The following is a 23,382-nucleotide window of genomic DNA, read 5'->3' on the forward strand; positions in this document are numbered from 1 at the left end:
AATTTACAGAATATATTGTAGGCACTGACCGCATTTGCAACTTAATGTCAGGGCTAGATTGTTGCTTTGACTAAAGGAATGCTCGACATGAAACAAATTAGCTTTCGTAAAGTAGATGCTGTACTTATTAAGCTCAGTTTAAACGGTAAGTTTTGGGTTATATGCGCTCTTGTCACCGCGATTACCGCCGCTATAGCTATGACTCAATACGTCAATTACACCAATCAAGTTAAATACAGTTCAGAGCAATTCGCCCAATCCAGAGTCAATGCTTTTGCACAAAGCGCTCAAGCTCAAGGGCTTGATGATCAGGCATTAGTTGATTTCGCTCATCTCATTGATGCAAAAGTTGGCCAATTAACTCAGGCTACACGCTATCAAGACAACATTACCGTTAGCGCACCTGTCAATAACTCAGCGTTAATTCTAACAGTGAATGTCGCTAAATTAGAGGCAGACCCCTTATCCAGCGCAAGCAGCATGCTGATTTGGGCATTTGCCGGTTTATTGCCTCTGTACCTACTGTGTTATTGGATTTCGACTTCGTTAGGTGGCGGACTATGGGACATGTATGTTGCCATCAAACGTCTCGCTGAAGGTGACTTAACCTGCCGCCTTAATTTTTTTGGTACGGATGATTTCAGTCTTATTGCCCGAGAAATTGATCGCAGTGCCGATAACATGAGCGAAATGGTGACCGCCATTGCAGCCAATGCGCAAACCTTGTCTAATGCCGCACAAGAATTTAATCAGCAAGCACAGCAAAGTGAGCAGCTTACTGAATATCAACATAACTTTTTAGATACAGTATCGGTGGCGATGTCGCAAATGACCACGGCGATTGAAGCGGTCTCGCACCATGCAAGCAGTACCAGTGAACAAACTCAAACAAGCTCATCGCAAGCCAACAATAGCCAAGTGCAAATCAGTGAAGCCGTCAATCGTATTGGCACTTTAACGGGTCGCATCTCGCAGGCATCTATCTCTGTTGATGAGCTATCAAAAGCTGCTGCCAATATTGGTGAAGTAGTCACCACGATTAATAGTATTTCAGAGCAAACTAACTTATTGGCGCTTAATGCTGCCATTGAAGCAGCACGAGCGGGTGAACAAGGTCGTGGGTTTGCTGTCGTTGCCGATGAAGTACGTACTTTGGCTAGTCGCACTCAGCAAGCGACAGTAGAAATACAAACCATGATAGAAGGATTACAGAAAGACACGGGCACCTTATCGCATATTACTGAAGACATTGTTAAACAAGCAGAGCAAGGGCAACAAGCCATTGCCTCGGTGGGTGAAGATGTTGATGGCATGGTCACTTCAATTAACCATGTGTTTGATATGAGCTCGCAAATCGCTTCATCTTCTGAGCAACAAAGCGCAGCTTCTCGTGATATTGCTCAGCAGCTGCATGACATTCGTAGCCAAGCAGAAACGATACATGAAACATCACATCGCTCAGTGACCATTGCAAACCAACTCACTCAAGCATCTGTTGGATTAGATGATATTTTAAAACAGTATCGTTTGGCTAAATCATAAGCCGACTTAGGTACTCGCTAACTCATTGAGGCGAATCGCATCTTCGCCTCATTGTATTTTTCGTTAATAAGCTTTGATCGTTAAGGTGCGTTACTAATCCAAACCGTTTGGTAAGGCTCTAATAATTGCGTAGCAGTAATATCGTGGATCACTTCGCCGTCAATCAAATCAAACCAGGTTTCGGTACCAATTAAGTTCAGCTCGGCCAAGGGTAAATCTATCGGTTGGTCTGAAATATTACTGATACAAAAAATGCTCTGTCTACGATCGCGGCTCTGACGCCAAAAGCCAAATAACTGCAACCCTAAGTGCAAGGTAAATTGAGTTGCATTAGGATTAAATGCAGCTTGATTGGTTCGAATAGTTATCAGCTTAGTCAGTGCAGCAAGCACTTTAGCATGGGTACTATTGTCATCGGCAAGCAAGCCATTCAATTGTTCTGCATCCCAGCGATGACGATTAATAGAGCGATTATGAGAGGTATTAGCCAGTTTCTCATAATCATTTTCGGTGCCCAGTAAGCTATGAATATATATCCCAGGGATCCCTTCCAGCCCCAACATAATGGCATGGGCACAGGTAAAGCGCGCTAAACCAAATTGGTCTTTGCCTTTCGTTGTACCTTGCAAGGCATCGATGAGTGCGATGTTCATTTCATAGGGCTTTTTATGGCCATCTTCGCTCGTTCGGCTGGAAATCTTACCGCCAAACAACACCATGGTTTCTACTAGACTGTCAATTTCATCCTGCTCTAATATCCCTTCAACAGGCCTTAAACCCACACCATCATGTGAAGCAATAAAGTTAAAATAAGTGGTGCCATCCTGTGCTGGAGGCATGCTCATTTGCCAACGTTTTAAATACAAACAGCTTCCTGTAATCAAAGTATTAATCAGTAATGGCGGCAATGAGAAATTATAAATACAGTGCGCTTCGTTGGCGTTGCCAAAATAAGTCAGGTTTTGAGTATTGGGAATATTGGTTTCGGTGATCACGACTGCATCTTGTTGAGCATGCTCTATTAATGTGCGTAATAAACGGATCACTTCATGGGTCTGCGGTAAGTTAATTGATTTCGTGCCGACAATTTTCCACAAGAATGCCACGGCATCAAGGCGGAAAATATTCACGCCGGCATCAAGGTATTGCCTAATGATACGTGTAAATTCGATAAGCACTTGTGGATTTCTAAAGTCAAAATCCACTTGATCATGACTGAAGGTACACCAGACATGCTGCCAGCCTTTACTTGTATGAGTTGGCCTTAATAGCGCAGAGGTTCTTGGGCGAACCACTTGAGATAAATCATCGTCAACATTGGCGGTAAAAAAGTAATCATGCCCAATACCTTCACCCTTGATAAAGTTCTGAAACCAAGCACTTCGACTAGAACAATGATTGATGACTAAATCAGACATGAGTCTGCGCTTTGACGCTATGGCGGTAATATCAGACCAATCACCCAAGCCATCATTGACGCTTGAGTAATCGATAACAGCAAAGCCATCATCCGAACTAAATGGAAAAAATGGCAGAATATGCACCGCATTAATGCATTCAAGATGCGTATCCATAAAGTCGGATAACGTGGCCAACGGTTTTTGATCTGCTGCAATAATGCTATCGCCGTAGGTTATCACTACCACATCTTTTTCAGACCAATGATTACTGTATGGTCGAGGAGTAAAGCCACCTTGAGTAATGCGCATAATATCGACCAACACATCAGCAAGTTCATCATAACTTTGTGTTAGCTCAACATCTTTATAAATGCATCCAAGCTGTTGAATCAGTTTATGCTTTAAACTTTCTATTTCTGTCATAAGCCTATCTTCTAACGTTTATCAGATTAGACTGGTAGCCCACCAGCCTTATCGACCTTATTCATTACATAAACTCAGCGTTATCCGCTTCTACTGCCGATTTAAGTTGCTCAAGTACGTCAGGCATAGCACTGATCACTCGGCTCCATGTTGGCATGAATGGCGTTTCCATTGGGTTATCTAAAAAGCGCTGACCTGCTGTCACAATGTTTTGAGTAAACATTTCAACGGCTTTTTCTTCGGTATGAATATCGGTTGATAACCCGTTCATCAATGCGTCATTATGGTAAGTTTCCACGTAATCTAAGGCGATACGATAATAGGTTGCTTTTAATGTTCTAAAGGCTTCTGTATTAAAGGTTTCACCTTGGGTAGCCAGTTTGCGATAAAACGCCTTAGTAATATCTATCGACATTTTTGATAATCCCGCTTCGGCATTATCGAGCGACAAATCTTGATGCTTATGATCATAATTATCGGCAATATCGACTTGGCAAATACGGTTGTGGGCATAGTTACGGTGCATTTCACTGAGCACGCCAATTTCTAAGCCCCAATCACTCGGAATACGTAAATCATTTAGCACATCACGTCGAAAGGAGAATTCACCTGCCAGTGGGTACCGAAAGCTGTCCATGTATTCAAGGTAATCGTTATGGCCAACGACTCTTTGCAGCGCTTTGATCAATGGCGTGACCAGCAGACGTGACACACGACCATTAATTTTGCCGTCTGACATGCGGGCGTAATAACCTTTACTGAACTCATAATTAAACTGCGGGTTAGCAACAGGATAAAGTAAGCGTGCTAACAATGACTTTTCATAGGTGACGATGTCACAGTCATGTAGGGCGACTGACTCAGTTTTGCCTGATGCTAAAATATAGCCCATGCAATACCAAACATTTCGTCCTTTCCCTAACTCTTTGGGCGCTAAACCCAGTGCACTGAGTTTTGCATCTAGTGCTTGTAATCTTGGCCCATCGTTCCATAACACTCGGTGATGTTGCGGTAATTGATTGAAGAACTTTAGCGCTTGCTGATACTGCGCTTTATCAGCTCGGTCTAAGCCTATTACCACTTCAGATAAATACGGCACATCTTTCAATTTATTAATGATATTGGGTAACGCTTCACCTTCTAGCTCTGAATATAGCGAAGGTAAAATTAACCCCAGTGGTCGAGTTTTGGCAAATTTCATGAGGTCCTTTTCCATTTCCTCATGAGTACGCTGGGTTAAATTATGTAATGTGGTCACAATGCCATTCTGATAAAAGTCAGCCATGTTATGCCTCCTCAGCTGTAAATAAACTTGGGGTGGGAGAATCAAGTAATAACGCTTGCAAGCATTCAGCCCAACCCTTGGGACCATAGTGGCGGCTTTGCATGGTTTTATTGCTGGTTTGAATTGTTGGAAAAGTATGGGTTGGCGACTTAATTTGAATCGCAATATCGGCGGCTTCAAGCATGGCACTATCATTTCCGCTATCGCCCAATGCTATTGTGTTAACCCCTACCTGATATGCGTTAGCATAAACCTGTGCCAGCCAGTTCATTGCACACCCTTTGTCGGTATGGCCGCCCACATGCAAAAATCGACCACCTTGCAACATATTGGCACCAAGCTTCTGCATATGGTCAATAAAGCGTTGCTTGCGCTCTTCATCAGCCGTCCACAATAGCGGCTCTGAGTAATGCCTTACTAAGGCAAGTTCTGCTTTCTCTGCGGATAAGTCGGTGAGTTCACATAGCTCATCAGCACTGAGTGATGAAAAGCCAATGAAGTCTTCTGCAAATTCACTTGCTTGATTATCTAATAGACTGAGCCAATGTTGCCTTGTTTCACAAAAGGCTTTAACCCAGTAATACCCCTCGGTCACAGTATCTTCAGGTTGTTGTTCAAAGTAACCAATTGGGATATATACCACGGCGCCATTTTCAGAAATAAATGGAGAATTAAAACCAATGGTTTGTTGAATTTTTTCCATTTCAGCAAAGGTTTTACTGGTATTGGGAATAATAGGAATTTGTTTTTCAACCAACGCCTCTATCACGCCAATTGCACTCGAAAAACTATAGTCATAGTGGTCGAGTAAAGTGCCATCCATATCGGTAAAAATAAGCGGTTGAGTCGTCATTTTCTTCCCCTGCCATTTCGCTAATCATTGTGTGATTAAATTAAACGTTACAGGGAACATGCCAGCTTGATATAAAATGCACCAAGTTGGTTAATTACTGACTTTAGCTATTGATTTTAAATATTAATTTATTAACGCGCGGAATCATAAATAGGATTAAAAATTCAAGATTCAAACAATGTTGTGCTGACTTTTACATCATCAGTGCACTATAAAGGTGCAATTTTACATTGTTCACACTATCGACTACACCTTAATAAGCTGTCATTACATTAGGGCTGAAATTTAACCTAGAAATGGCTTATTTGAACTAGCGAAACCCGCTATGTAAGGAGTGAGCATGCGATTTAACCAGGCTTTTGAGGTATTAGATCATTTGATTGATGTTTATGAAGCTATTTCGATGGCGTGTGAACGCTTATTAGATGAAACAGAAACTGAACGATCTCGGATGTTGCTGCATTATTTAATTCAAAAACAACGTGAAAATATCCAGTACATACGCGATATAAAATTGAGAATGCCAGAGTCACTGCTTAACACATGGATAGATGAAGATATCGAGAAAAGCATTATTAGTGCGACAAAAGATATTCATGTTGCCTCTAATGTCAAAACCCATGAGTTGATGGAGCACGTCGACACGCTTCATGAAAACATCATCGTTTGGCTTAATGTCACAACCAACGTAATCCCCAATCAAGATTTGCTGATTCAATTACAGAACATCACTGATTCGCTTAATCAACGCCATCGACAATTAGCTCAAGCTGTTAATCGTATGGATGATATGTAGGTGAGGATCTGATCCTTCAAATGCGAGTTTGGCCTTTGCAAGCTTTCACTTATCATTCTGACGTCGAAAGACATTGGCAGGCAACGAGAATGTTTAACTCAACTAAACATTGCATCCACTCCAAGGGTTTCGTTGCTTGCTTTTTTATCTATTTCTCTGCACTGTTGGATATACCCTCGCCTCGTTAACTGGGCTTTAAGCACATTGGGGAGCAAGGTAGACTTTATTTTTACCAGAAAACTTCGCTTGGTATAATGCATCATCTGCTTGCTTGGTAAGATCGGATAAATTTGATGGCTGACCAGCACTCAATGTCGCGACGCCTAAACTAATCGTAAACTCCACTTCAATCCCATCAAAGTGAAATGATTGAGCCGCAATACCGTTTCTCAACCTATCTGAGATGGTAAAGGCTTCGTCCAGCGTGGTGTTGTCTAATACAATCAAAAACTCCTCTCCACCAATACGCCCAACTAAGTCTTGTTTTTTGAGCCAACTGCTTGCACGTTTGGCAGCCGCCTTAATCGCTAAATCACCAATATGATGCCCATAGCGATCATTAATTGCTTTAAAGTTATCAATATCAAAAATTATCACTGAGGCTGGGCGCTGTTTTTTGATGGCTCTTTCTATAATGCGCTGGCCTTTTCGGAAGGTATAGCCTCTGTTTGATAATCCGGTGAGATAATCGGTTTGAGCACGTTTTTTCAACGTCTTTCGAGAATGCAATAACACTAAAATCACACTAAACAATACAATGGCCAAGACCAGAAATAAGGTTAGCTTTAAATCGCTAATGCGTTCTTTATCAGCAACGGCGGCCCAGTTGAGTTCATTAATGGCTAAGCGATTGGCTAATAACTCATTCTCAAAACTCGCCAGTTTTATATTATGATCAAGTGACGTTGTCAGTACCTTATTATCGATAATGCTTTGATTATCTTCTCTTTCAACATCAATAACTTCCAAAAACAAGTTAGCAGCTTTATTCGACTCGCCTGCTGCAAGGGCGATAATCGCATCCGCTTTTAAAAACATGGCTTTCATGTTGGCTGGGAAGTTTTTATTTTGCCTAAATATCTGTGCCATTTCCGCAGCGCGAGGTAGGTTACCACTACGAACATACGCAATCGCCAGATACAAATACCCACTTGTGACAAAATACTGCTCTTTAGTGGTGTCTTTTAACGATATGGCTTTTTCGAGATGCAATACCGCTTGATTAAAATCAAAAGTTCTTAGCGCCACTCTGCCAGCATTAAGATGGGAGAAAAATAACAGATCATTTGGCTTTGTGGCCTGACGGGCAAGTTCAAATTGCTGCTGAATATTGTCTTCGGCTTTATCCCAGTCACCTAGCTTAATCGCTTGGCTCACCATGTTGTGCTGCATATTGAACATGTCTTCAATATCGTTAATGGTTTTCCAAGTTTCATACGCTTTTTGAAAGTTTTCGTAGCCGCGTTGGTGTAAGCCTACTCGACGATATAAGCTGCCTGTGGCGTTATATATCATTGCCTTACGATTGACATTCAAACTGTCACTTCTATCCACAATCAGCAATGCTTCATCTAATAAGTCTATGCCCTTATAGACATTGTCAGGTTCAATAAAGCAAAAGGCAGTTTGCGTCATCGCCTTAGCTAATAATTCTGCGTTGTCATAGTTACGAGCATATTCGAGTGCTTGGTGTCTATCAGGACAATAGCTTGCGGGGTCATTCGCTTTAAGATACCAAGCAAATGAACGCTCTAAATGGCTGTCGATTAACACCTCACTGATCGAGAGGTATTTTACTAGGGCAATACCTTTATCATAACTACTAATGGCGAGGTCGAGCTGGCGTAGCTTTTCGTGTATCTGTCCATACAAGAAGTACACTTTGGCCTGCTCTTCAGGTGTAAAATCATGATTGTTCAGATCAAACTGATCCAGCAAGTTAATTGCTTCGGCGGGAGTAACGGCATAAACATCAGTTTCTAACTGATTAAGTGTGGGGTTTGCTAATCCTTCAGTAGTGAACATCAGAAGGCATCCGCATAAGCAGAAGATCCACCCTCTTGATAACAATACATCCATATACCGCCCCAATTTTATCATCCTTTCGTATTATGCTTGCCAGCAGGGTAACATGATAATACGTCTATATTAAAGCATTGATTGTATGGGGATAATGTTACCTTTAGTTACATTAATAACGAAGTGTCTAGTTAACAGTTTTTAAAATAATTTATTCATTTTTTGCATAGCAGATATCAAGGTTTCAGCCTCTGACGGAGACATCTCTAAGGTTAAATCTTGCATTAACTCGACATGTAGCTGATGGTGCTGGCGATGAATTGCCAGGCCCTCCTCGGTTAAGTTCAATAATGTAGCTCGACCATCTTTAGGATCAGCACAACGTACCATCAGCCCAAGCTTCACTAATTTATCGACTTGTACAGTTAACGTACCTGTGGTGATCCCCAGTTTTTGCGCTAATGCATTCATTCTTAACGCGCCAAAGTTTCCCAACACTTCTATAGTGTGAGTCTGAGCTAAACTGTAACCAGTCTCTTTTACAACCGATTGCTCCCAAGAGGACATCTTGTCATAAAATTCAGTAATAGTTTGATTTAGCAGTTCAGTATTTGGCATCGCTTATCTCATAGGGTGTACTTCAAGTGTCAGGTGATGGATTTTATCAAACTGATTTAATAAGGTCTTATATTCATGCAAAGAATAAGTTGTTTGTTTAGCAACTAATGTTATCGCCGCCGAATAATGATGACCACTGACCTTCCAAACATGCATGTCTTTGACATCTGCATAAGGGGCTAATGCCTGTTCAATTTGCTGTTTATATTCAGCATCAATACTCTCATCTAATAACACAGGACTGGTTTGCTTCATTAATCCTAGCGTCCATTTAGTAATCACAATTGCACCCACCATCCCCATCACGGCATCAAGCCAATGCCACCCATAAAACTTACCGAACACCAGCGCCACTATCGCTAAAACAGAGGTTAATGCATCTGCTAACACATGCATGTAAGCCGCCCGTAGATTATGATCATGGTGTTTTTCACCTGATGCGTGATGATGACCGTGTGCATGCTGTTCATGATGGTGCTCATGGGAATCAGAAAGTGGTGTGTGGTCATGGGCATGAGAATGACCGTGCGAATGGCCGTGCGAATGATCATGATGGTGATGATCACCTAATAAAAAGATACTTGCCACATTAACCGCTAAACCAATAAAAGCCACCATAATAGCTTCATTAAAATGAATATCATGTGGGTTAAATAAACGATTAATTGATTCCACCATCATTAATAGTGCCACCACACCAAGTACAATCGCACTGGTGTACCCGCCTAAAACACTCACCTTACCAGCCCCAAATGAAAACTTATCAGAATTGGCATGTTTCCTAGCATAACGGTAAGCAAATAATGTAATGCAAAAAGCGGCGGCATGGGTGCCCATATGCCAACCGTCAGCTAACAAAGCCATAGAGCCATATACTGTGCCAGCAATGATCTCAACCACCATCGCCGTCACAGTCAATATCAATACGTAGAGGGTTCTCTTTTCACCGGAACTTTGTTGGGCACAAAAGTCATGTTGATGTTCTGTAGTAAATCGCACGCTGGCACCTATAGTTTGACAATCAAAGTATTCTTTAGAATTTAACTTGATTATCAAACTATTTCAACACCATCCTTTTAAACCAATGACATAGATAACATAACGTAGAAAGCTACCGAGTGGATAAAGCCAATAATGGCGCGACTTCGGCCGTTATTTAGCAAACGCTAACTTGAAAAGAACGCTGACAATCTTTACAATGCCGCTGTCTTTGGGGAGTAACTTGCCACTCATTTAAACAGCCTTTAAATAAGTTGGTTTGTTCGTCAACATAATTGATGCAAAATCATCATGGCGTTCAAGGCTTTGTCACCACAGAGCTGAGTGAGACCATAGACAACAATCGCAACCCGAGGTGGGGAGCGAGTGTTGTCTTGGTTGTTAATTTTCCCCACCTCTAAAAAGAGAGCCTCTTGAGCGTACTTGCCATATCAATTACCACAGTCGCATTAGCCGAAATTGGTGATAAGACTCAACTATTATCATTACTGCTTGCCAGTCGGTACCGTAAACCTATCCCTATAATTGCAGCGATATTTTTAGCCACTATTGCAAATCATGCCTTGGCTGCCTATTTAGGTGTCATCATTGCCGATATCATTACTCCAACAATGCTTAAATGGGTTCTTTTTGCCAGTTTTATTGCTATGGCTGGATGGATTTTAGTACCAGATAAGCTCGATGATGATGAGAAAGTGTCAAATAGAGGGCCATTCGTAGCCAGCTTTATCGCTTTTTTTATTGCTGAAATAGGTGATAAAACACAAATAGCGACATCAATATTAGGCGCTCAATATGCCGATGCATTATTGATGGTGGTGCTAGGCACTACCATAGGTATGTTACTTGCCAATGTGCCAGTGGTGATCATTGGTAAACTGTCAGCAGACAAGCTGCCGTTAAAACTGATACGCCAAATCACCGCTGGGTTATTTGTCATACTCGCTGTGTCGGCAATCGCTATTACTTAATGTGCTGGGCGGCTAGTAGCCTGAATAAAAGGTAAGAGGTAAGTCTTAACATCAGTGATAGTCAATGCCATCACTGACTAACAGAGGCTGTGATATTAAGTCAATCTTGAACGGCGAATAGGCAATGCATCGAGCACGCTAGAAAGCACGTTACCCTGCCTTCATCGCCGCTTTGACGTAAACATCAAAGCGATTTTTCTTCTGCGCGAGCACCATACTGGGTTTCACCCCATCAAGGTCTTCCGCATAATCAGGGCGTTTAACCACAACTCTTTTTGTCGCCAACGCTTGCGCAGGTGTTAATAGAGCATCAGCATCTAAGTCTGCGCCAACAAGGGTTTGAAACACACGCATCTCTTTTTTAACCAATGCTGATTTTTCACGATGAGGGTACATAGGGTCAAGGTAAACTACATCAATTTCTTCACCCGATGCCGCCGCCGCATCGGCCAGAGCTTCAATACTCGACCCATGAAATAAGCTCATTCGTTGTTGCATCCATTCACCAATTTCAGCATCTTCATACGCTCGGCGTAAACCATCTTCAAGTAACGCAGCCACTACGGGGTGACGCTCTACCATAATCACTTTACAGCCCAAACTGGCTAATACAAATGCATCACGACCTAAGCCCGCCGTACCATCGACCACTGTGGGACTAATCCCTTGCTTTAAGCCCACAGCTTTAGCAATCGTTTGCCCGCGGCCACCACCAAATTTACGACGGTGTGCGACGGCACCAGAAACAAAATCCACACTTATACCATCTAGCTTTGGCTCATCACGTTTATGCAAACTTAAGGTGTTGTGTTCAAAGCGCAGTTCAAATAACGCGGCTTTATCCCACTCCAATCCCCAACGTTCACTAATATCGACCAGTGACGGATATTGCTGATTAAAAAACATTGGTATGTGCAAAAGTATTTCCAGTATTTATGAGACTCAAGCCTATTATGCCAAAAGCCTGCAACAGTGAATACCTATACCTGCTATGACTTAGCCCCTATAATGTGTCCATCTTGCAGTTTTACTGCTTACTCATATTCGGACATTCTCATGTTAAGTTACCGTCACGGTTACCATGCTGGCAATTATGCTGATGTACTCAAGCACACTATGTTGCTGCAAGTACTTAAACTTATGCACAAAAAACATAAGCCTATGGCTTACATTGATAGCCATGCGGGTGCTGGCGGCTATGCTCTTACCGATGAGTTTTCAAAAAAAACGGGCGAGTATTTAGACGGTGTCGCCAAACTGTGGGGCAAAGACGACTTACCTGAGCCTTTGCTGCAATATGTTGATGATGTAAAACATTTTAATCAAGGTGAAGAAGAACTGGCTTTTTACCCAGGCTCACCAGCATTTGTTGACATGAATATGCGCGAAAAAGACCGCATGGTATTACATGAGCTACACGGTACTGACTTCGCTTCCCTTGATGAACAATTTGCCAATGACCGCCATATTCGAGTTGTAAAAGGTGATGGTCTTAAAGGTTTAATAGCGGCTGTACCACCACTTGAACGTCGTGGTGTTGCGCTAATTGATCCAAGTTATGAAATCAAAACAGACTATCAAGATGTCGCCAATGCAATCATTAAGGCTCACAAACGTTTTGCCACTGGGGTTTACATGCTTTGGTATCCTGTTGTGGATAGAGCGCAAACAGAGGCCATGTTAAAAATATTGGCTGATAGTGGCATTAAAAATCAATTGCGAATTGAGCAATCCATTACCCCTGACAGCGATGCTTTTGGTATGACTGCTGCTGGATTATGGATTATTAATCCGCCTTGGCAGTTAGATATTGCAGCAAAAGAAACCTTGGATTACTTAGAGCGATGCTTAGGGCAAAGCGGCGGTAAGACCGTGGTTAAGCTAGAAGTACCAGAATAGAGCACTAAAACAATCTAGATTAACAAAGCCTGCAAACAATCATTTAGGTCAGTTCATTTAGCGAATTGATGTGCCTTCATATAAAAGCCCATGTCGCTCTTTGTGATAAAAGAGAGTGCATGGGCTTTTAATACTTCGAGCCAGTTAAACTAAGCTGCTATATAAAAAGCGGCTATATAAAGAGCTACTTACAAAAGCTAAATACCTGCACTAAATACAACTGGATTCATCATTATTCAATGCGCGTCCCAGTGCACCAAACATGGCACTAAAAAGGCCGACTGCCGCATCTTGTTTATTGTTATCACTAGAAGACACACGGTGAGATCGCGATTCCCTCTCCTCTCTGTCTTTAGCATTCCCGTATGCTCCAGTGACAAAGTCACAACCAGCATTTGACGCAGAACGAGACGAACATCCTGTCATCATCATTGGCATTAGTAGACATATAAACAGCATCCATTTCCGCATCTATCTCTCCATTTACATTAACAAGCTCATGTCACACTAATCAAAATAGGCACCTGCAGCCCCCGGAAACACGACTGGACTGCTATTACCATTTTTACCCACAGCGGCAACACCGTACAGGTAGTTATCTATGACCATGTTTTTTAACAAAAATTCATTAACGTCTCCCACATAGCGACTATGAGTCCATTCAGGCTCTGTGGTAAGGCGCCAAAAAACACGGTATCCCGCAATGGTGTCATCATCCGCACTTGCCCAGCTTAGGGTCGTATTCGCCGAGACTTGCCCCTTAATACTCACCTTTGTAGGCGGCGCTGGCGCCCATGCCATAGAGGCTAGACTAATGGCATTCAATCCGGTCAGTTTGGCATTAAAATCAAAGTCGACACCTTCAATCACATCACCGTATTCAATGCCATTTTCGGTGCGTAAATCTTGATKTTGGCGATCATAATGCTCGTTAGTTTCCATTACACGTACAGCGGGTAAGCCTGCTTTATTAAACGGTAAATGGTGTCCTCCGCGACCAAAGCGGTCAAGACGGTATACCAACATAACATCTAAATTTGTCATGTATTGATCAACCAAGGCTTTAATATTTCGAGCTAAATTGCGCGACGCAGAATCATTCTCTCCGCCGCTAAAATAACGCTCTTTGGCTTCTTCTTTCGTTTCAGCAATTCTGACGCCTTCCGAAAAAACCCTTACCGTTGAATTGTTTATCACCCCGTTAATACCAGCAATATTACCAATCATGTCGTTATTCAAAACAGCCTGAATTTGCCAGTCATGCTTATTGGCATAATTGATTAACACATCACCGCCATATAGACCTTGCTCTTCACCAGACAGTGCTGCATAAACAATGGTGCCGCTAAACTGATACTTTGATAACACTCGAGCCGCTTCTAGTGCACCAGCAACGCCTGAAGCATTATCATTTGCCCCAGGAGAGTCTGAGGTAGCGTTCATCGGATCGGTTACCCTCGAATCAATATCGCCACTCATCATGACGACTCGATTAGGGTCAGTTTTGCCACGTTGAATGGCAAATACATTGACCACTTCGGTCGGTTCGGGAATCCGTTTTCCAGATACGGTTTCCCCTACCATAACGACTTCAAGACAACCGCCACAGTCGGCAGAAATTCGCTCAAACTCAGATTTAATCCAACGCCTTGCAGCACCAATCCCACGAGTATCAGATTCGGTTTCAGATAAAGTATGTCGAGTACCGAAGCTGACTAGCTTAGCGACATCGTCATGTAATCTGCTTGCCTGCGGCGCCTCAGCAATATCATATAAACGTAAGTCTTCTTGCGAAGGCGCTGGCGTAGCGCTCGCGCCTAAACTGAATAATGATATGAGCCCAGACAATGCAGCGGCCATAGGGGTTAATTGTAATGTTTTTGTCATAGTTTCCTCTAACTTTGCAGTGCAGTGCGGTAACGTTTTAAGAGTATTTTGACTCGCTCTACATAGGCTTGGGTTTCAGGATAAGGCGGTATTCCTTGGTATTTCGTCACTGTTGTCGGTCCAGCATTATAGGCAGCACAGGCTAAATCAATATCGTTATCGAAGCGTTTAAGTAAATACGCTAAATACTGACTGCCTCCCCAAATATTTTGTTTAATATCATAGGCATCACTGACACCTAACTCTTTTGCCGTTGCTGGCATCAATTGCATTAACCCTATCGCCCCCACTTTTGAGCGCGCTTTGGCATTAAATGCAGATTCCGCATGGATCACTGCCCGTATCAAAGCAGGATCCAAGTCAAACTGCTCGGCAGCATCGCTGACAAAGTCGCTGTGTTTAGAAGCGAATAAGGGAATACGATGCCAATCAACTTGTGAGTTCACTTGGCAAGCAAAGCAGTCGTAAAGTAAGACTTCAAAGTCCGCTGAGTCAGGCACAATATTTGAGAACGTCGTAATCCCACCCTGCTCATATTGGTAGATTTTACGTTTGGGTTTATTACCGGTATTGAGGCTTTGATCGGAAAAAGAAGCGGTTTTTGATGGCTTAACCCACTTAGGCTTGCTCACGGATTTACTGGGCGAGGATGGGGCAACGACCACCGCTGGTTGGGCGATAACTTTAGGTTGCAGCACTAGCATAGGTTTAGGTGATTCATCAGGCAGTGCCACAACAGCCGGATGGAGCACTTGCTGCTTTTTAGGTTTTAAGTGTAAGCGGCTTTCAACATCTTGATTATCATCTTCTGCTGGCAGCACCACAATGGGCGCTAATAAAACTTGTCGTGACTTAGGTTTATCTTGATTGCTTAATGCAACTTGAGGCACTGACACCCGAGTCGGCTTATGTTGAGCTAGGGATGGTTGTAATTGTTTTTGTGCTTTGGTTTTGGTTTTGGTTTTGACGATAGCTTGATCTTGGATATCAGCAACAATATCTGTGTTATCCACAACTGAAGGCGAAAGCGTTTTTTGCGGTTTTAATGTAATGACTTCATCATTGGCATCGTTAGCTTGCATTGACACTTTGGCTTTTATCACAGCCTTAGGTTCTGGAAGATATGCACTGTTAGGATCAGCCAGTGCACTACCACACAACGCAGCAATGGCATATGTCACAACAGCCTTGTAAATTACACACACAATTTTATTCATTTTCTTATAATTATCTAATAAAACACATTATTTTAGTTTGTTTAAGCAGTAAATTTCTTGCCACTTTTTAATATCGAATCGCCCCACTAAAGCGTAAGGCTTACTGCTATCACTTCCCCATAATAGCCATATTTCAGTACAAAGTTCATCTTAGTAATACAATGAAGGTGTTTTTTAATTAGTCATTTTTTCACAACCTTGGCTAAAACCTGACAAAAATAAGGGTTAAAACCTTACAAAATGAATGCTTTACAAATAGCTACGACGAAATACTGATTAAGCAATAAAATTATGAACAAAAAATATCGTTTGTTTTTTTTATTATTTAAAAACATAAAGCTAACTCAAAACAGCAGTGGGTGTTTTTTATACCCTCTTACAAAAAAATCATGGTTTAAATACCAATTTCAATTAAAATGAGTTGTCATTACGTTGCGTTGATTGAATAACTGTTGTTAAGTATTATTTATCAACTGTTTCATCGTTAATTTAAGCTTAATTTAAAATTTATCAGCTAGTCTGTAAGTTGGCAAAATCTCAAACTCATAATAAATAAGCCAAGCTAAAGGGAAGATCATGTCCGTTACTCCATCAAATACCACGCCGCCTAACAACGGGGCGCCACCAAGCAACACGCCACAAGATCTCGCTTCAAGTGGGGCTTTCGTAAAATTTCTCAATATCGTTGAGCGTCTAGGTAACTTATTACCTCACCCAATCACTTTATTTGCCATGTTTTGTTTAGCTGTAATCGCTATCAGTGGTATTGCCGGATATTTTGAATTAACAGTGGTCGATCCAAGACCTATTGGCAGCTCAGGTCGTAGCGAAGATGGTCTTATTCATGTCGTCAGCCTAATGAATGCTGAAGGCTTAAGGATGATCGTATCTAACTTAGTTACCAACTTTACAGGCTTTACACCACTAGGTACGGTATTAGTTGCCTTATTAGGTGTCGGCATTGCTGAGCGCTCTGGTTTGCTATCAGCTGCAATGCGTTTATTAGTTATGGGGACTTCAAAACGCTTAGTTACCTTAACAATTGTTTTTGCAGGTATCGTTTCAAATACAGCTGCAGAACTTGGCTATGTGGTATTAATTCCAATGGCTGCCATGATTTTCCACTCCCTTGGTCGCCACCCTCTTGCTGGACTTGCTGCTGCATTCGCAGGGGTATCGGGTGGCTACAGCGCTAACTTGCTTTTAGGTACAGTTGACCCTTTATTATCGGGAATAACTGAAGCTGCAGCACAAATGATTGATCCAGATTACATGGTCGGCCCTGAAGTAAACTGGTATTTCATGTTCGTTTCTACTTTTTTAATCACTATACTCGGTGCTTTAGTTACTGAAAAAATTGTTGAGCCCAAGCTAGGTAAGTACGATGTATCTGAAGCATCTGCAGATTTATCCGAACAAAAGATGGATAAAGTCACACAGTTAGAAATACAAGCACTGAAAAAAGCAGGTTTAGCGACTTTAGTGTTAGGCGGCTTACTGGCATTAACCGTGGTTCCTGAATGGGGAGCGCTGCGCAATCCTGATACTGGTCTAGTGGCTGGTTCACCATTTTTAAAAGGGATTGTTGCCTTTATCTTCATCTGCTTTGCAATCCCAGGACTGGTATACGGTAAAGCCGTTGGCAGTATGAAAAAAGACACCGATGTAATCAATGCCATGTCTCATAGTATGAGTAGCATGGGTATGTATATCGTATTAGTCTTTTTTGCTTCACAATTTGTGGCGTTCTTTAAGTGGACTAACTTAGGCGCTGTATTAGCGGTTTCTGGTGCTGATGCTTTGAATGCCATCGGCCTAACTGGCCCACTCGTGTTTGTATTGTTCATCATGATGTGTGGTTTCATTAATTTAATGCTAGGAAGTGCTTCGGCGCAATGGGCAGTCACCGCACCTATTTTTGTGCCTATGCTGATGTTAGTGGGTTATGCTCCTGAAACCATTCAAGCAGCGTATCGTATCGGTGATTCAGTCACAAACCTAATCACCCCAATGATGAGCTATTTCGGCCTAATTTTAGCTGTCGCTTCTCAATATAAGAAGAACCTAGGTATCGGTACTCTGGTAGCAACTATGCTGCCTTATTCAATTGTATTCTTTATCGGCTGGACTTTATTCTTCTTCCTATGGGTATTCGTACTTGGTTTCCCTGTAGGTCCTGGCGCAGCGACTTACTACACGCCGTAATGACATAGGTTAAGCTGACAAATAAAAACCAGTAACATATTTCGTGTTACTGGTTTTTTTATGTTCGCTCATCGCTTTATAAGCTATTTAGGTTGTAAAAGCTCAACCAATTCTTGTTCATATTGCTCGAGTTTATCCAAGTTAAACCCTGTATGCTGCTGCACTAACTCACCTTGGCGATTGAAGATAAAACTGCTTGGCATACCTTTAAGTGCAAATAACCTTGCGACCTCACTATCTGGATCGTAACGAACGGCAAACTCAGCAGGAAAGCCTTGTAAAAACTGCTGTGCTAACGACAATTCAACATCTAAATTAATTGCCACTACAGCTAACCCTTGCTGTTGATATTTAGCATGCATTTGATTCATCCACGGAAACGACTTACGGCAAGGTCCGCACCATGAAGACCAAAAATCCACATAAACAACTTTACCTTCAAACTCATTCAAACTGACTTGCTCACCCAGTTCGTTTTGTACCATGTGTGTTAACGACGGCGCGGCGTTAACTTGATTCGATACTGTTATTGCAGCTATCAGCATAAAACCAAAGACCATTAACTTAACAGGCTGTGTGTTTGTCATATCTTTACTGTCCCTATATGCCGATGTCTATTCAGTTAAACCCTCATAAAAATGACGACTTGCATCAATTACTCGTATTGGCCACTTCTATCAGTTAACGACTCGCTGTTGATAACTACGTTTATAGCCCATGCTAAAGATCAATGCGGCTCAATGTATCGCTATATTTTATGTTCGGACATAAAAAAGCCTGCTTGATGCAGGCTTTTAGTATGAACCAGTTAAGAGGGTTTATTAACTCTTATCTGATGTTTCAGTTTGTGCTTCCGCTTCTGGCGGCTTGTAACCTTTGCGCTCTTTCTTACTGAATATTTTCTCTACCACAACAAAGAATAATGGAATTAAGAAGATACCAATAAAGGTTGAGCTCATCATGCCACCAAGTACACCTGTACCCAGTGCATTCTTACTACCTGAACCTACGCCGGTACTGATAGCAAGTGGCACAACACCTAAACCAAACGCTAACGAAGTCATTAGGATTGGACGTAAACGTACACGCACCGCATGCAGTGTTGCTTCAATCAAGCCAGCACCTTTTTCGTAGAATTCTTTAGCGAATTCTACAATTAAGATCGCATTCTTGGTCGCAAGACCCACCGTCGTCAAGAGACCCACTTGGAAGAATACGTCATTAGGTAAACCACGGCCATTCATCGCAAGCAGTGCACCAATCACACCTAACGGTACGACTAGAATAACCGCAAATGGTACAGACCAACTTTCATATAGCGCTGCAAGTACTAAGAATACCACTAAGATAGATAAGGCATAGAGCGCTGGTGCTTGGTTACCTGATAATCTTTCTTCGTATGATAAACCGTTCCATTCGATACCGAATCCTGGTGGTAATTGCTTCACCATTTCTTCGAAATCTAGCATTGCATCACCTGTACTATAGCCAGGCATTGTCGCACCTTGGATATTGATTGCAGGTAAGCCATTAAAGCGTTGTAGCTGTGGTGAACCAAATTCCCATGTACCTGTTGTAAAGGCAGAGAATGGTACCATTTCACCTTCAGCATTTCGTACATACCACGTGTCTAAGTCGCTTGGTTGCATACGGTATTCAGCTTCACCCTGAACATATACTTTCTTCACACGACCACGGTCAATAAAGTCATTCACATATGACCCACCATAAGCGGTAGCCAGTACGCTGTTGACGTTATCAATATCAACACCTAAAGCACGAATTTTAGCTTGGTCAACATGGATCTCGTACATTGGTGCATCTTCTTGTCCATTAGGACGAACACCAACTAGGTTAGGGTTTTGTGCAGCCATACCTAACAACTGATTACGAGCATCAATCAAGGCTTCATGGCCCATACCACTACGATCTTGCAGGTACATATCGAAACCATTCGAGGTACCTAGCTCAATTACCGCTGGCGGTACAAATGCAAATATGAAGGCTTCTTTAATTTGCATGAAGCGACCCATTGCACGATTTGACAATGATTGAACATCTTGGCCTGGTTCAGTACGGTCAGCCCAATCTTCTAGACCAACGAATGAAATACCCATATTCTGACCAGAACCTGCGAAACTGAAGCCCGCAACACTGAATACAGATTTAACCGTGTCACCTTCTTCATTAAGGTAATAGTCACTCACTTCTTCCAGCACTTTAATGGTGCTTTCTTGTGTTGAGTTAGTCGGCAAAATAGTTTGAGTAAATAAGATACCTTGGTCTTCATCTGGTAAGAATGCCGTTGGCATGCGCATGAAAATCCATGCCGTTGCAATCACTAATACTAGATAAACCCCCATCATACGAACCGTGCGCTTCAAGATAGCCGCAACACTCGCTTCATAACGCGATGTTAGCTTGTCAAAGCTGCGGTTAAACCAACCGAAGAAGCCTTTATTCGTGTGAGTATGGCCTTTTGGAATAGGCTTAAGCATGGTCGCACAAAGTGCTGGAGTTAAGATCATCGCAACTAATACAGATAATGCCATCGCTGACACAATCGTGATTGAGAACTGACGATAAATCACACCCGTAGAACCTGACATAAATGCCATTGGAACGAATACAGCTGATAAGGTTAAACCAATACCAATCAAGGCGCCGGTAATTTGATCCATCGACTTACGGGTTGCTTCAAGCGGGCTTAATCCCTCTTCAGACATAACCCGTTCAACGTTTTCCACAACAACAATGGCGTCATCGACCAGTAGACCAATCGCCAGTACCATCGCAAACATGGTTAAGGTGTTTATCGAGAAGCCTGTGGCCGATAAAATAGCAAAGGTACCCAGCAGTACCACAGGTACAGCAATTGTTGGGATAAGTGTTGCTCTGAAGTTCTGTAGGAACAGATACATAATCAAGAACACTAAGATAACCGCTTCAACTAGCGTATGAACCACACCTTCAATTGATTTCTCAACGAACGGAGTGGTGTCATATGGATAGTAAATTTCTAAGCTATCTGGGAAGTAAGCTTGTAATTCAGCGAGTTTTTCACGTACGTTATCAGCAGTTTCAAGTGCGTTAGCACCTGTTGCTAATTGAATACCAATACCTGCAGCAGGTTTACCATTGAAGAAAGACTCAACCGAATAACTTTCAGAGCCTAGCTCAACACGAGCAACATCATTCAAATAAACGTTAGCACCTGAAGAATCAGACTTAAGGATAATCTCACGGAATTGTTCAGGCGTTTGCAAACGACTTTGCGCCGTCACTGTCGCATTCAATTCTTGACCTGCAATTGATGGCGCACCACCTAATTGACCAGCAGAAATCTGCGCATTCTGCTCTTGAATTGCCGCCATAACATCAATACTAGTTAAGTTGTATTGCGTTAGTTTTAACGGGTCAAGCCAGATTCGCATCGCATATTGCGCACCGAAAAGCTGAATCTCACCAACACCAGCAACACGACTTAACGGGTCTTGAATGTTAGCTGCAACATAATCGGCAATATCGGTTTTTTGTAGCGAGTCATCTTCAGATACGAACGCTGCAACCATTAAGAAGCCAGCACTGGACTTAACAACGTTAACCCCTTGCGACTGTACTTCTTGTGGTAACAAAGTCATTGCTGCTTGCAACTTGTTTTGCACCTGAACCTGAGCAATATCTGGATCGGCTTCTGCGTTGAAAGTTAAGGTAATAGTCGCATTACCAAAGCTGTCACTGCTAGACGAAATATAGCGTAAGTGGTCAATACCTGTCATACGCTGCTCAATAACCTGAGTTACTGTATCTTCCATGGTTTTTGCTGAAGCACCAGGGTAAAACGCAGTAATCTCAACGGTTGGCGGCGCAATCGTCGGGTACTGTGCGACAGGTAGGTCTTTAATCGCTAAGACCCCTGCCAACATAATTAAGATTGAGATCACCCAAGCAAAAATAGGGCGATCGATAAAGAAACGAGCCATAACGTTACCCTATTTAGTTGCTGGAGTGGCAGATAAAACTTGTGGTGTCACGACTGCGCCAGGACGGATTTTTTGCAAGCCATCAACAATCAGTTTATCACCCGCTTGTAATCCGTCAGTCACACGCCATTGGTGGTTTATGACTTCAGCAGTAGTCACAATGCGTGTCTCTACTTTGTTTTCTGCACCAACTACCATAGCAACAGCTTGGCCTTTGGTGTTTCGTGTCAGCGCTTTTTGAGGAACTAAAATCGCTTTTGGATCTTGCCCTGCATTAAGAATTGCACGTACATACATACCAGGTAATAACACGCCATCTGGATTCGGGAACTCAGCTCGTAGTGTCACAGAGCCTGTTGCTTCATCCACACTCACTTCGGCGAATTGCAATGTACCTGTTTGCTCATAAGTCGACCCATCTTCAAGAATCAACTTCACTTCAGCATTCTCGCTTTGCTGTAGCTTGCCAGCTTTCAACTTGGCCTTTAAACGCAGTAATTGCGCGCTTGATTGAGCAATATCAACATTGATTGGATCAAGCTGCTGAATTTTAGCTAAGGTGTCAGACTGGTTAGCTGTTACCAAAGCGCCTGGAGTTACACTTGATTTACCAATACGACCTGAAATTGGTGCTTTAACTTCAGTGTATTCAAGGTTAATGTTTGCTGTGTTAATTGCCGCTTTAGCTACCGTTACATTGGCAATCGCTTCTTTATAAGCCGCATCTGCTTCATCAAAATCTTGTTTACTAATCGCATTGGTTTGTACCAATGCAGCATAACGATCAGCTGTCGCTTTAGCCGACGCTAAAGACGCATTTGCACTTGCTAAATCAGCTTCTGCGCTAATCAGCGCCGCTTTATATGTTGCTGAATCGATTTGATATAGTGATTGGCCAGCTTCAACGTCCTTACCTTCAACAAAACCACGGTTCGTGATAATGCCAGAGACCTGTGGACGCACTTCAGCTTCCAAAAATGCACGACTACGACCAGGTAACTCAACATGAATAGCTTGAGATTGCTCAGTCACACTCAACACGCCAACTGGAACGGGTGGTGCTTCTTGCGGGGCCTGAGCCTTTTGGGCTTGACCACATGCTGTAATCCATAAAGCCGCAGTGATAACTGAGGCTATTTTCAGTGCTTTATGCATGACTGTTCTTACTCCTAATGACATCATCAGTAACCTTACGCTTCATTACGTAACGATTGCTAAATAGCGATAATCCTAACGTTTTAAATTGACTAAACTTTATGGGCACTGTTATCGCATACCCATGTGA

General features: G+C 42.4%; 18 protein-coding genes and 1 riboswitch. Of the genes, 5 read left to right on the forward strand and 13 right to left on the reverse strand.

Features of this window, described 5'->3' with window-relative positions; genetic code table 11:
* Positions 1-87: 87 nt before the first annotated feature.
* Positions 88-1,542 (forward strand): methyl-accepting chemotaxis protein, encoded by a 1,455-nt coding sequence (locus A9267_RS18385; protein WP_065110238.1) that lies wholly within the window; start codon positions 88-90, stop codon positions 1,540-1,542.
* An 80-nt stretch (positions 1,543-1,622) separates the two neighbouring features.
* Here A9267_RS18385 and A9267_RS18390 read toward each other — a convergent pair whose 3' ends face one another.
* The 3 genes from A9267_RS18390 to A9267_RS18400 form a co-directional block, all read right to left on the reverse strand.
* A complete protein-coding gene (locus A9267_RS18390) occupies positions 1,623-3,365 on the reverse strand; it encodes a sugar phosphorylase (protein ID WP_065110239.1) in 1,743 nt (580 codons plus the stop codon).
* Between the two features lie 64 nt (positions 3,366-3,429).
* Entirely contained in the window at positions 3,430-4,650 is a 1,221-nt protein-coding gene (locus tag A9267_RS18395; RefSeq protein WP_055025932.1) for a hypothetical protein, read from the reverse strand.
* A gap of 1 nt (position 4,651) precedes the next feature.
* A complete protein-coding gene (locus A9267_RS18400) occupies positions 4,652-5,503 on the reverse strand; it encodes an HAD-IIB family hydrolase (protein WP_055025931.1) in 852 nt (283 codons plus the stop codon).
* A 340-nt stretch (positions 5,504-5,843) separates the two neighbouring features.
* On the opposite strand from A9267_RS18400, the gene A9267_RS18405 reads away from it, so the two are divergent.
* Positions 5,844-6,299 carry a hypothetical protein gene (locus tag A9267_RS18405; protein WP_065110240.1) on the forward strand — a complete coding sequence of 152 codons (456 nt, stop codon included), beginning with the start codon at positions 5,844-5,846 and terminating at the stop codon, positions 6,297-6,299.
* A 195-nt stretch (positions 6,300-6,494) separates the two neighbouring features.
* On the opposite strand, the gene A9267_RS18410 is transcribed toward A9267_RS18405, so the two are convergent.
* From A9267_RS18410 to dmeF, 3 genes are all read right to left on the reverse strand, one after another.
* Positions 6,495-8,324, reverse strand: coding sequence for a tetratricopeptide repeat-containing diguanylate cyclase (locus A9267_RS18410; protein ID WP_231919211.1), 1,830 nt, complete (start codon positions 8,322-8,324; stop codon positions 6,495-6,497).
* A gap of 195 nt (positions 8,325-8,519) precedes the next feature.
* Positions 8,520-8,936: a MarR family winged helix-turn-helix transcriptional regulator gene (locus A9267_RS18415; protein WP_055026387.1), complete on the reverse strand. Its 417-nt coding sequence runs from the start codon at positions 8,934-8,936 to the stop codon at positions 8,520-8,522.
* Between the two features lie 3 nt (positions 8,937-8,939).
* Complete coding sequence (gene dmeF / locus A9267_RS18420; protein ID WP_065110330.1) at positions 8,940-9,935, reverse strand: CDF family Co(II)/Ni(II) efflux transporter DmeF; 996 nt, start codon at positions 9,933-9,935, stop codon at positions 8,940-8,942.
* Between the two features lie 201 nt (positions 9,936-10,136).
* Positions 10,137-10,257, forward strand: a riboswitch (yybP-ykoY riboswitch).
* 91 nt (positions 10,258-10,348) lie between these two features.
* On the opposite strand from dmeF, the gene A9267_RS18425 reads away from it, so the two are divergent.
* On the forward strand, positions 10,349-10,906 hold the full coding sequence (locus A9267_RS18425; protein WP_065110242.1) for a TMEM165/GDT1 family protein: 558 nt from the start codon (positions 10,349-10,351) through the stop codon (positions 10,904-10,906).
* A gap of 150 nt (positions 10,907-11,056) precedes the next feature.
* On the opposite strand, the gene A9267_RS18430 is transcribed toward A9267_RS18425, so the two are convergent.
* The gene (locus tag A9267_RS18430) at positions 11,057-11,812 is read right to left on the reverse strand and encodes a class I SAM-dependent methyltransferase (RefSeq protein ID WP_055026389.1); all 756 of its coding nucleotides are present in this window, start codon (positions 11,810-11,812) and stop codon (positions 11,057-11,059) included.
* Positions 11,813-11,962: 150 nt separating this feature from the next.
* On the opposite strand from A9267_RS18430, the gene A9267_RS18435 reads away from it, so the two are divergent.
* Positions 11,963-12,805: a 23S rRNA (adenine(2030)-N(6))-methyltransferase RlmJ gene (locus A9267_RS18435; RefSeq protein WP_065110243.1), complete on the forward strand. Its 843-nt coding sequence runs from the start codon at positions 11,963-11,965 to the stop codon at positions 12,803-12,805.
* A 210-nt stretch (positions 12,806-13,015) separates the two neighbouring features.
* Here A9267_RS18435 and A9267_RS18440 read toward each other — a convergent pair whose 3' ends face one another.
* The 3 genes from A9267_RS18440 to A9267_RS22280 are packed head-to-tail and all read right to left on the reverse strand — an operon-like array spanning position 13,016 to position 15,897.
* Positions 13,016-13,276 (reverse strand): hypothetical protein, encoded by a 261-nt coding sequence (locus A9267_RS18440; RefSeq protein WP_082972451.1) that lies wholly within the window; start codon positions 13,274-13,276, stop codon positions 13,016-13,018.
* 36 nt (positions 13,277-13,312) lie between these two features.
* On the reverse strand, positions 13,313-14,692 hold the full coding sequence (locus tag A9267_RS18445; protein ID WP_065110244.1) for a M28 family metallopeptidase: 1,380 nt from the start codon (positions 14,690-14,692) through the stop codon (positions 13,313-13,315).
* An 8-nt stretch (positions 14,693-14,700) separates the two neighbouring features.
* Positions 14,701-15,897, reverse strand: a complete 1,197-nt coding sequence (locus A9267_RS22280) for a lytic transglycosylase domain-containing protein (RefSeq protein ID WP_443018808.1) — start codon at positions 15,895-15,897, stop codon at positions 14,701-14,703.
* A 588-nt stretch (positions 15,898-16,485) separates the two neighbouring features.
* On the opposite strand from A9267_RS22280, the gene A9267_RS18455 reads away from it, so the two are divergent.
* On the forward strand, positions 16,486-18,114 hold the full coding sequence (locus A9267_RS18455) for an AbgT family transporter (RefSeq protein ID WP_065110245.1): 1,629 nt from the start codon (positions 16,486-16,488) through the stop codon (positions 18,112-18,114).
* Positions 18,115-18,197: 83 nt separating this feature from the next.
* Here A9267_RS18455 and A9267_RS18460 read toward each other — a convergent pair whose 3' ends face one another.
* The 3 genes from A9267_RS18460 to A9267_RS18470 form a co-directional block, all read right to left on the reverse strand.
* Positions 18,198-18,659, reverse strand: coding sequence for a TlpA disulfide reductase family protein (locus tag A9267_RS18460; protein WP_156669203.1), 462 nt, complete (start codon positions 18,657-18,659; stop codon positions 18,198-18,200).
* A 276-nt stretch (positions 18,660-18,935) separates the two neighbouring features.
* Positions 18,936-22,097 carry an efflux RND transporter permease subunit gene (locus A9267_RS18465; protein WP_065110246.1) on the reverse strand — a complete coding sequence of 1,054 codons (3,162 nt, stop codon included), beginning with the start codon at positions 22,095-22,097 and terminating at the stop codon, positions 18,936-18,938.
* Positions 22,098-22,106: 9 nt separating this feature from the next.
* Entirely contained in the window at positions 22,107-23,252 is a 1,146-nt protein-coding gene (locus tag A9267_RS18470) for an efflux RND transporter periplasmic adaptor subunit (protein ID WP_055026394.1), read from the reverse strand.
* Positions 23,253-23,382: the final 130 nt, after the last annotated feature.

The sequence above is a fragment of the Shewanella sp. UCD-FRSSP16_17 genome, assembly GCF_001675935.1.
Lineage (GTDB): Bacteria > Pseudomonadota > Gammaproteobacteria > Enterobacterales > Shewanellaceae > Shewanella > Shewanella japonica.

Bases quoted from the DNA above. Each gene is read 5' to 3' on its own strand.
- A9267_RS18385 (WP_065110238.1), top strand. From the start codon at position 88: ATGAAACAAATTAGCTTTCGTAAAGTAGATGCTGTACTTATTAAGCTC.
- A9267_RS18390 (WP_065110239.1), bottom strand. From the start codon at position 3,365: ATGACAGAAATAGAAAGTTTAAAGCATAAACTGATTCAACAGCTTGGA.
- A9267_RS18395 (WP_055025932.1), bottom strand. From the start codon at position 4,650: ATGGCTGACTTTTATCAGAATGGCATTGTGACCACATTACATAATTTA.
- A9267_RS18400 (WP_055025931.1), bottom strand. From the start codon at position 5,503: ATGACGACTCAACCGCTTATTTTTACCGATATGGATGGCACTTTACTC.
- A9267_RS18405 (WP_065110240.1), top strand. From the start codon at position 5,844: ATGCGATTTAACCAGGCTTTTGAGGTATTAGATCATTTGATTGATGTT.
- A9267_RS18410 (WP_231919211.1), bottom strand. From the start codon at position 8,324: ATGTTCACTACTGAAGGATTAGCAAACCCCACACTTAATCAGTTAGAA.
- A9267_RS18415 (WP_055026387.1), bottom strand. From the start codon at position 8,936: ATGCCAAATACTGAACTGCTAAATCAAACTATTACTGAATTTTATGAC.
- A9267_RS18430 (WP_055026389.1), bottom strand. From the start codon at position 11,812: ATGTTTTTTAATCAGCAATATCCGTCACTGGTCGATATTAGTGAACGT.
- A9267_RS18435 (WP_065110243.1), top strand. From the start codon at position 11,963: ATGTTAAGTTACCGTCACGGTTACCATGCTGGCAATTATGCTGATGTA.
- A9267_RS18440 (WP_082972451.1), bottom strand. From the start codon at position 13,276: ATGCGGAAATGGATGCTGTTTATATGTCTACTAATGCCAATGATGATG.
- A9267_RS18455 (WP_065110245.1), top strand. From the start codon at position 16,486: ATGTCCGTTACTCCATCAAATACCACGCCGCCTAACAACGGGGCGCCA.
- A9267_RS18460 (WP_156669203.1), bottom strand. From the start codon at position 18,659: ATGCTGATAGCTGCAATAACAGTATCGAATCAAGTTAACGCCGCGCCG.
- A9267_RS18465 (WP_065110246.1), bottom strand. From the start codon at position 22,097: ATGGCTCGTTTCTTTATCGATCGCCCTATTTTTGCTTGGGTGATCTCA.
- A9267_RS18470 (WP_055026394.1), bottom strand. From the start codon at position 23,252: ATGCATAAAGCACTGAAAATAGCCTCAGTTATCACTGCGGCTTTATGG.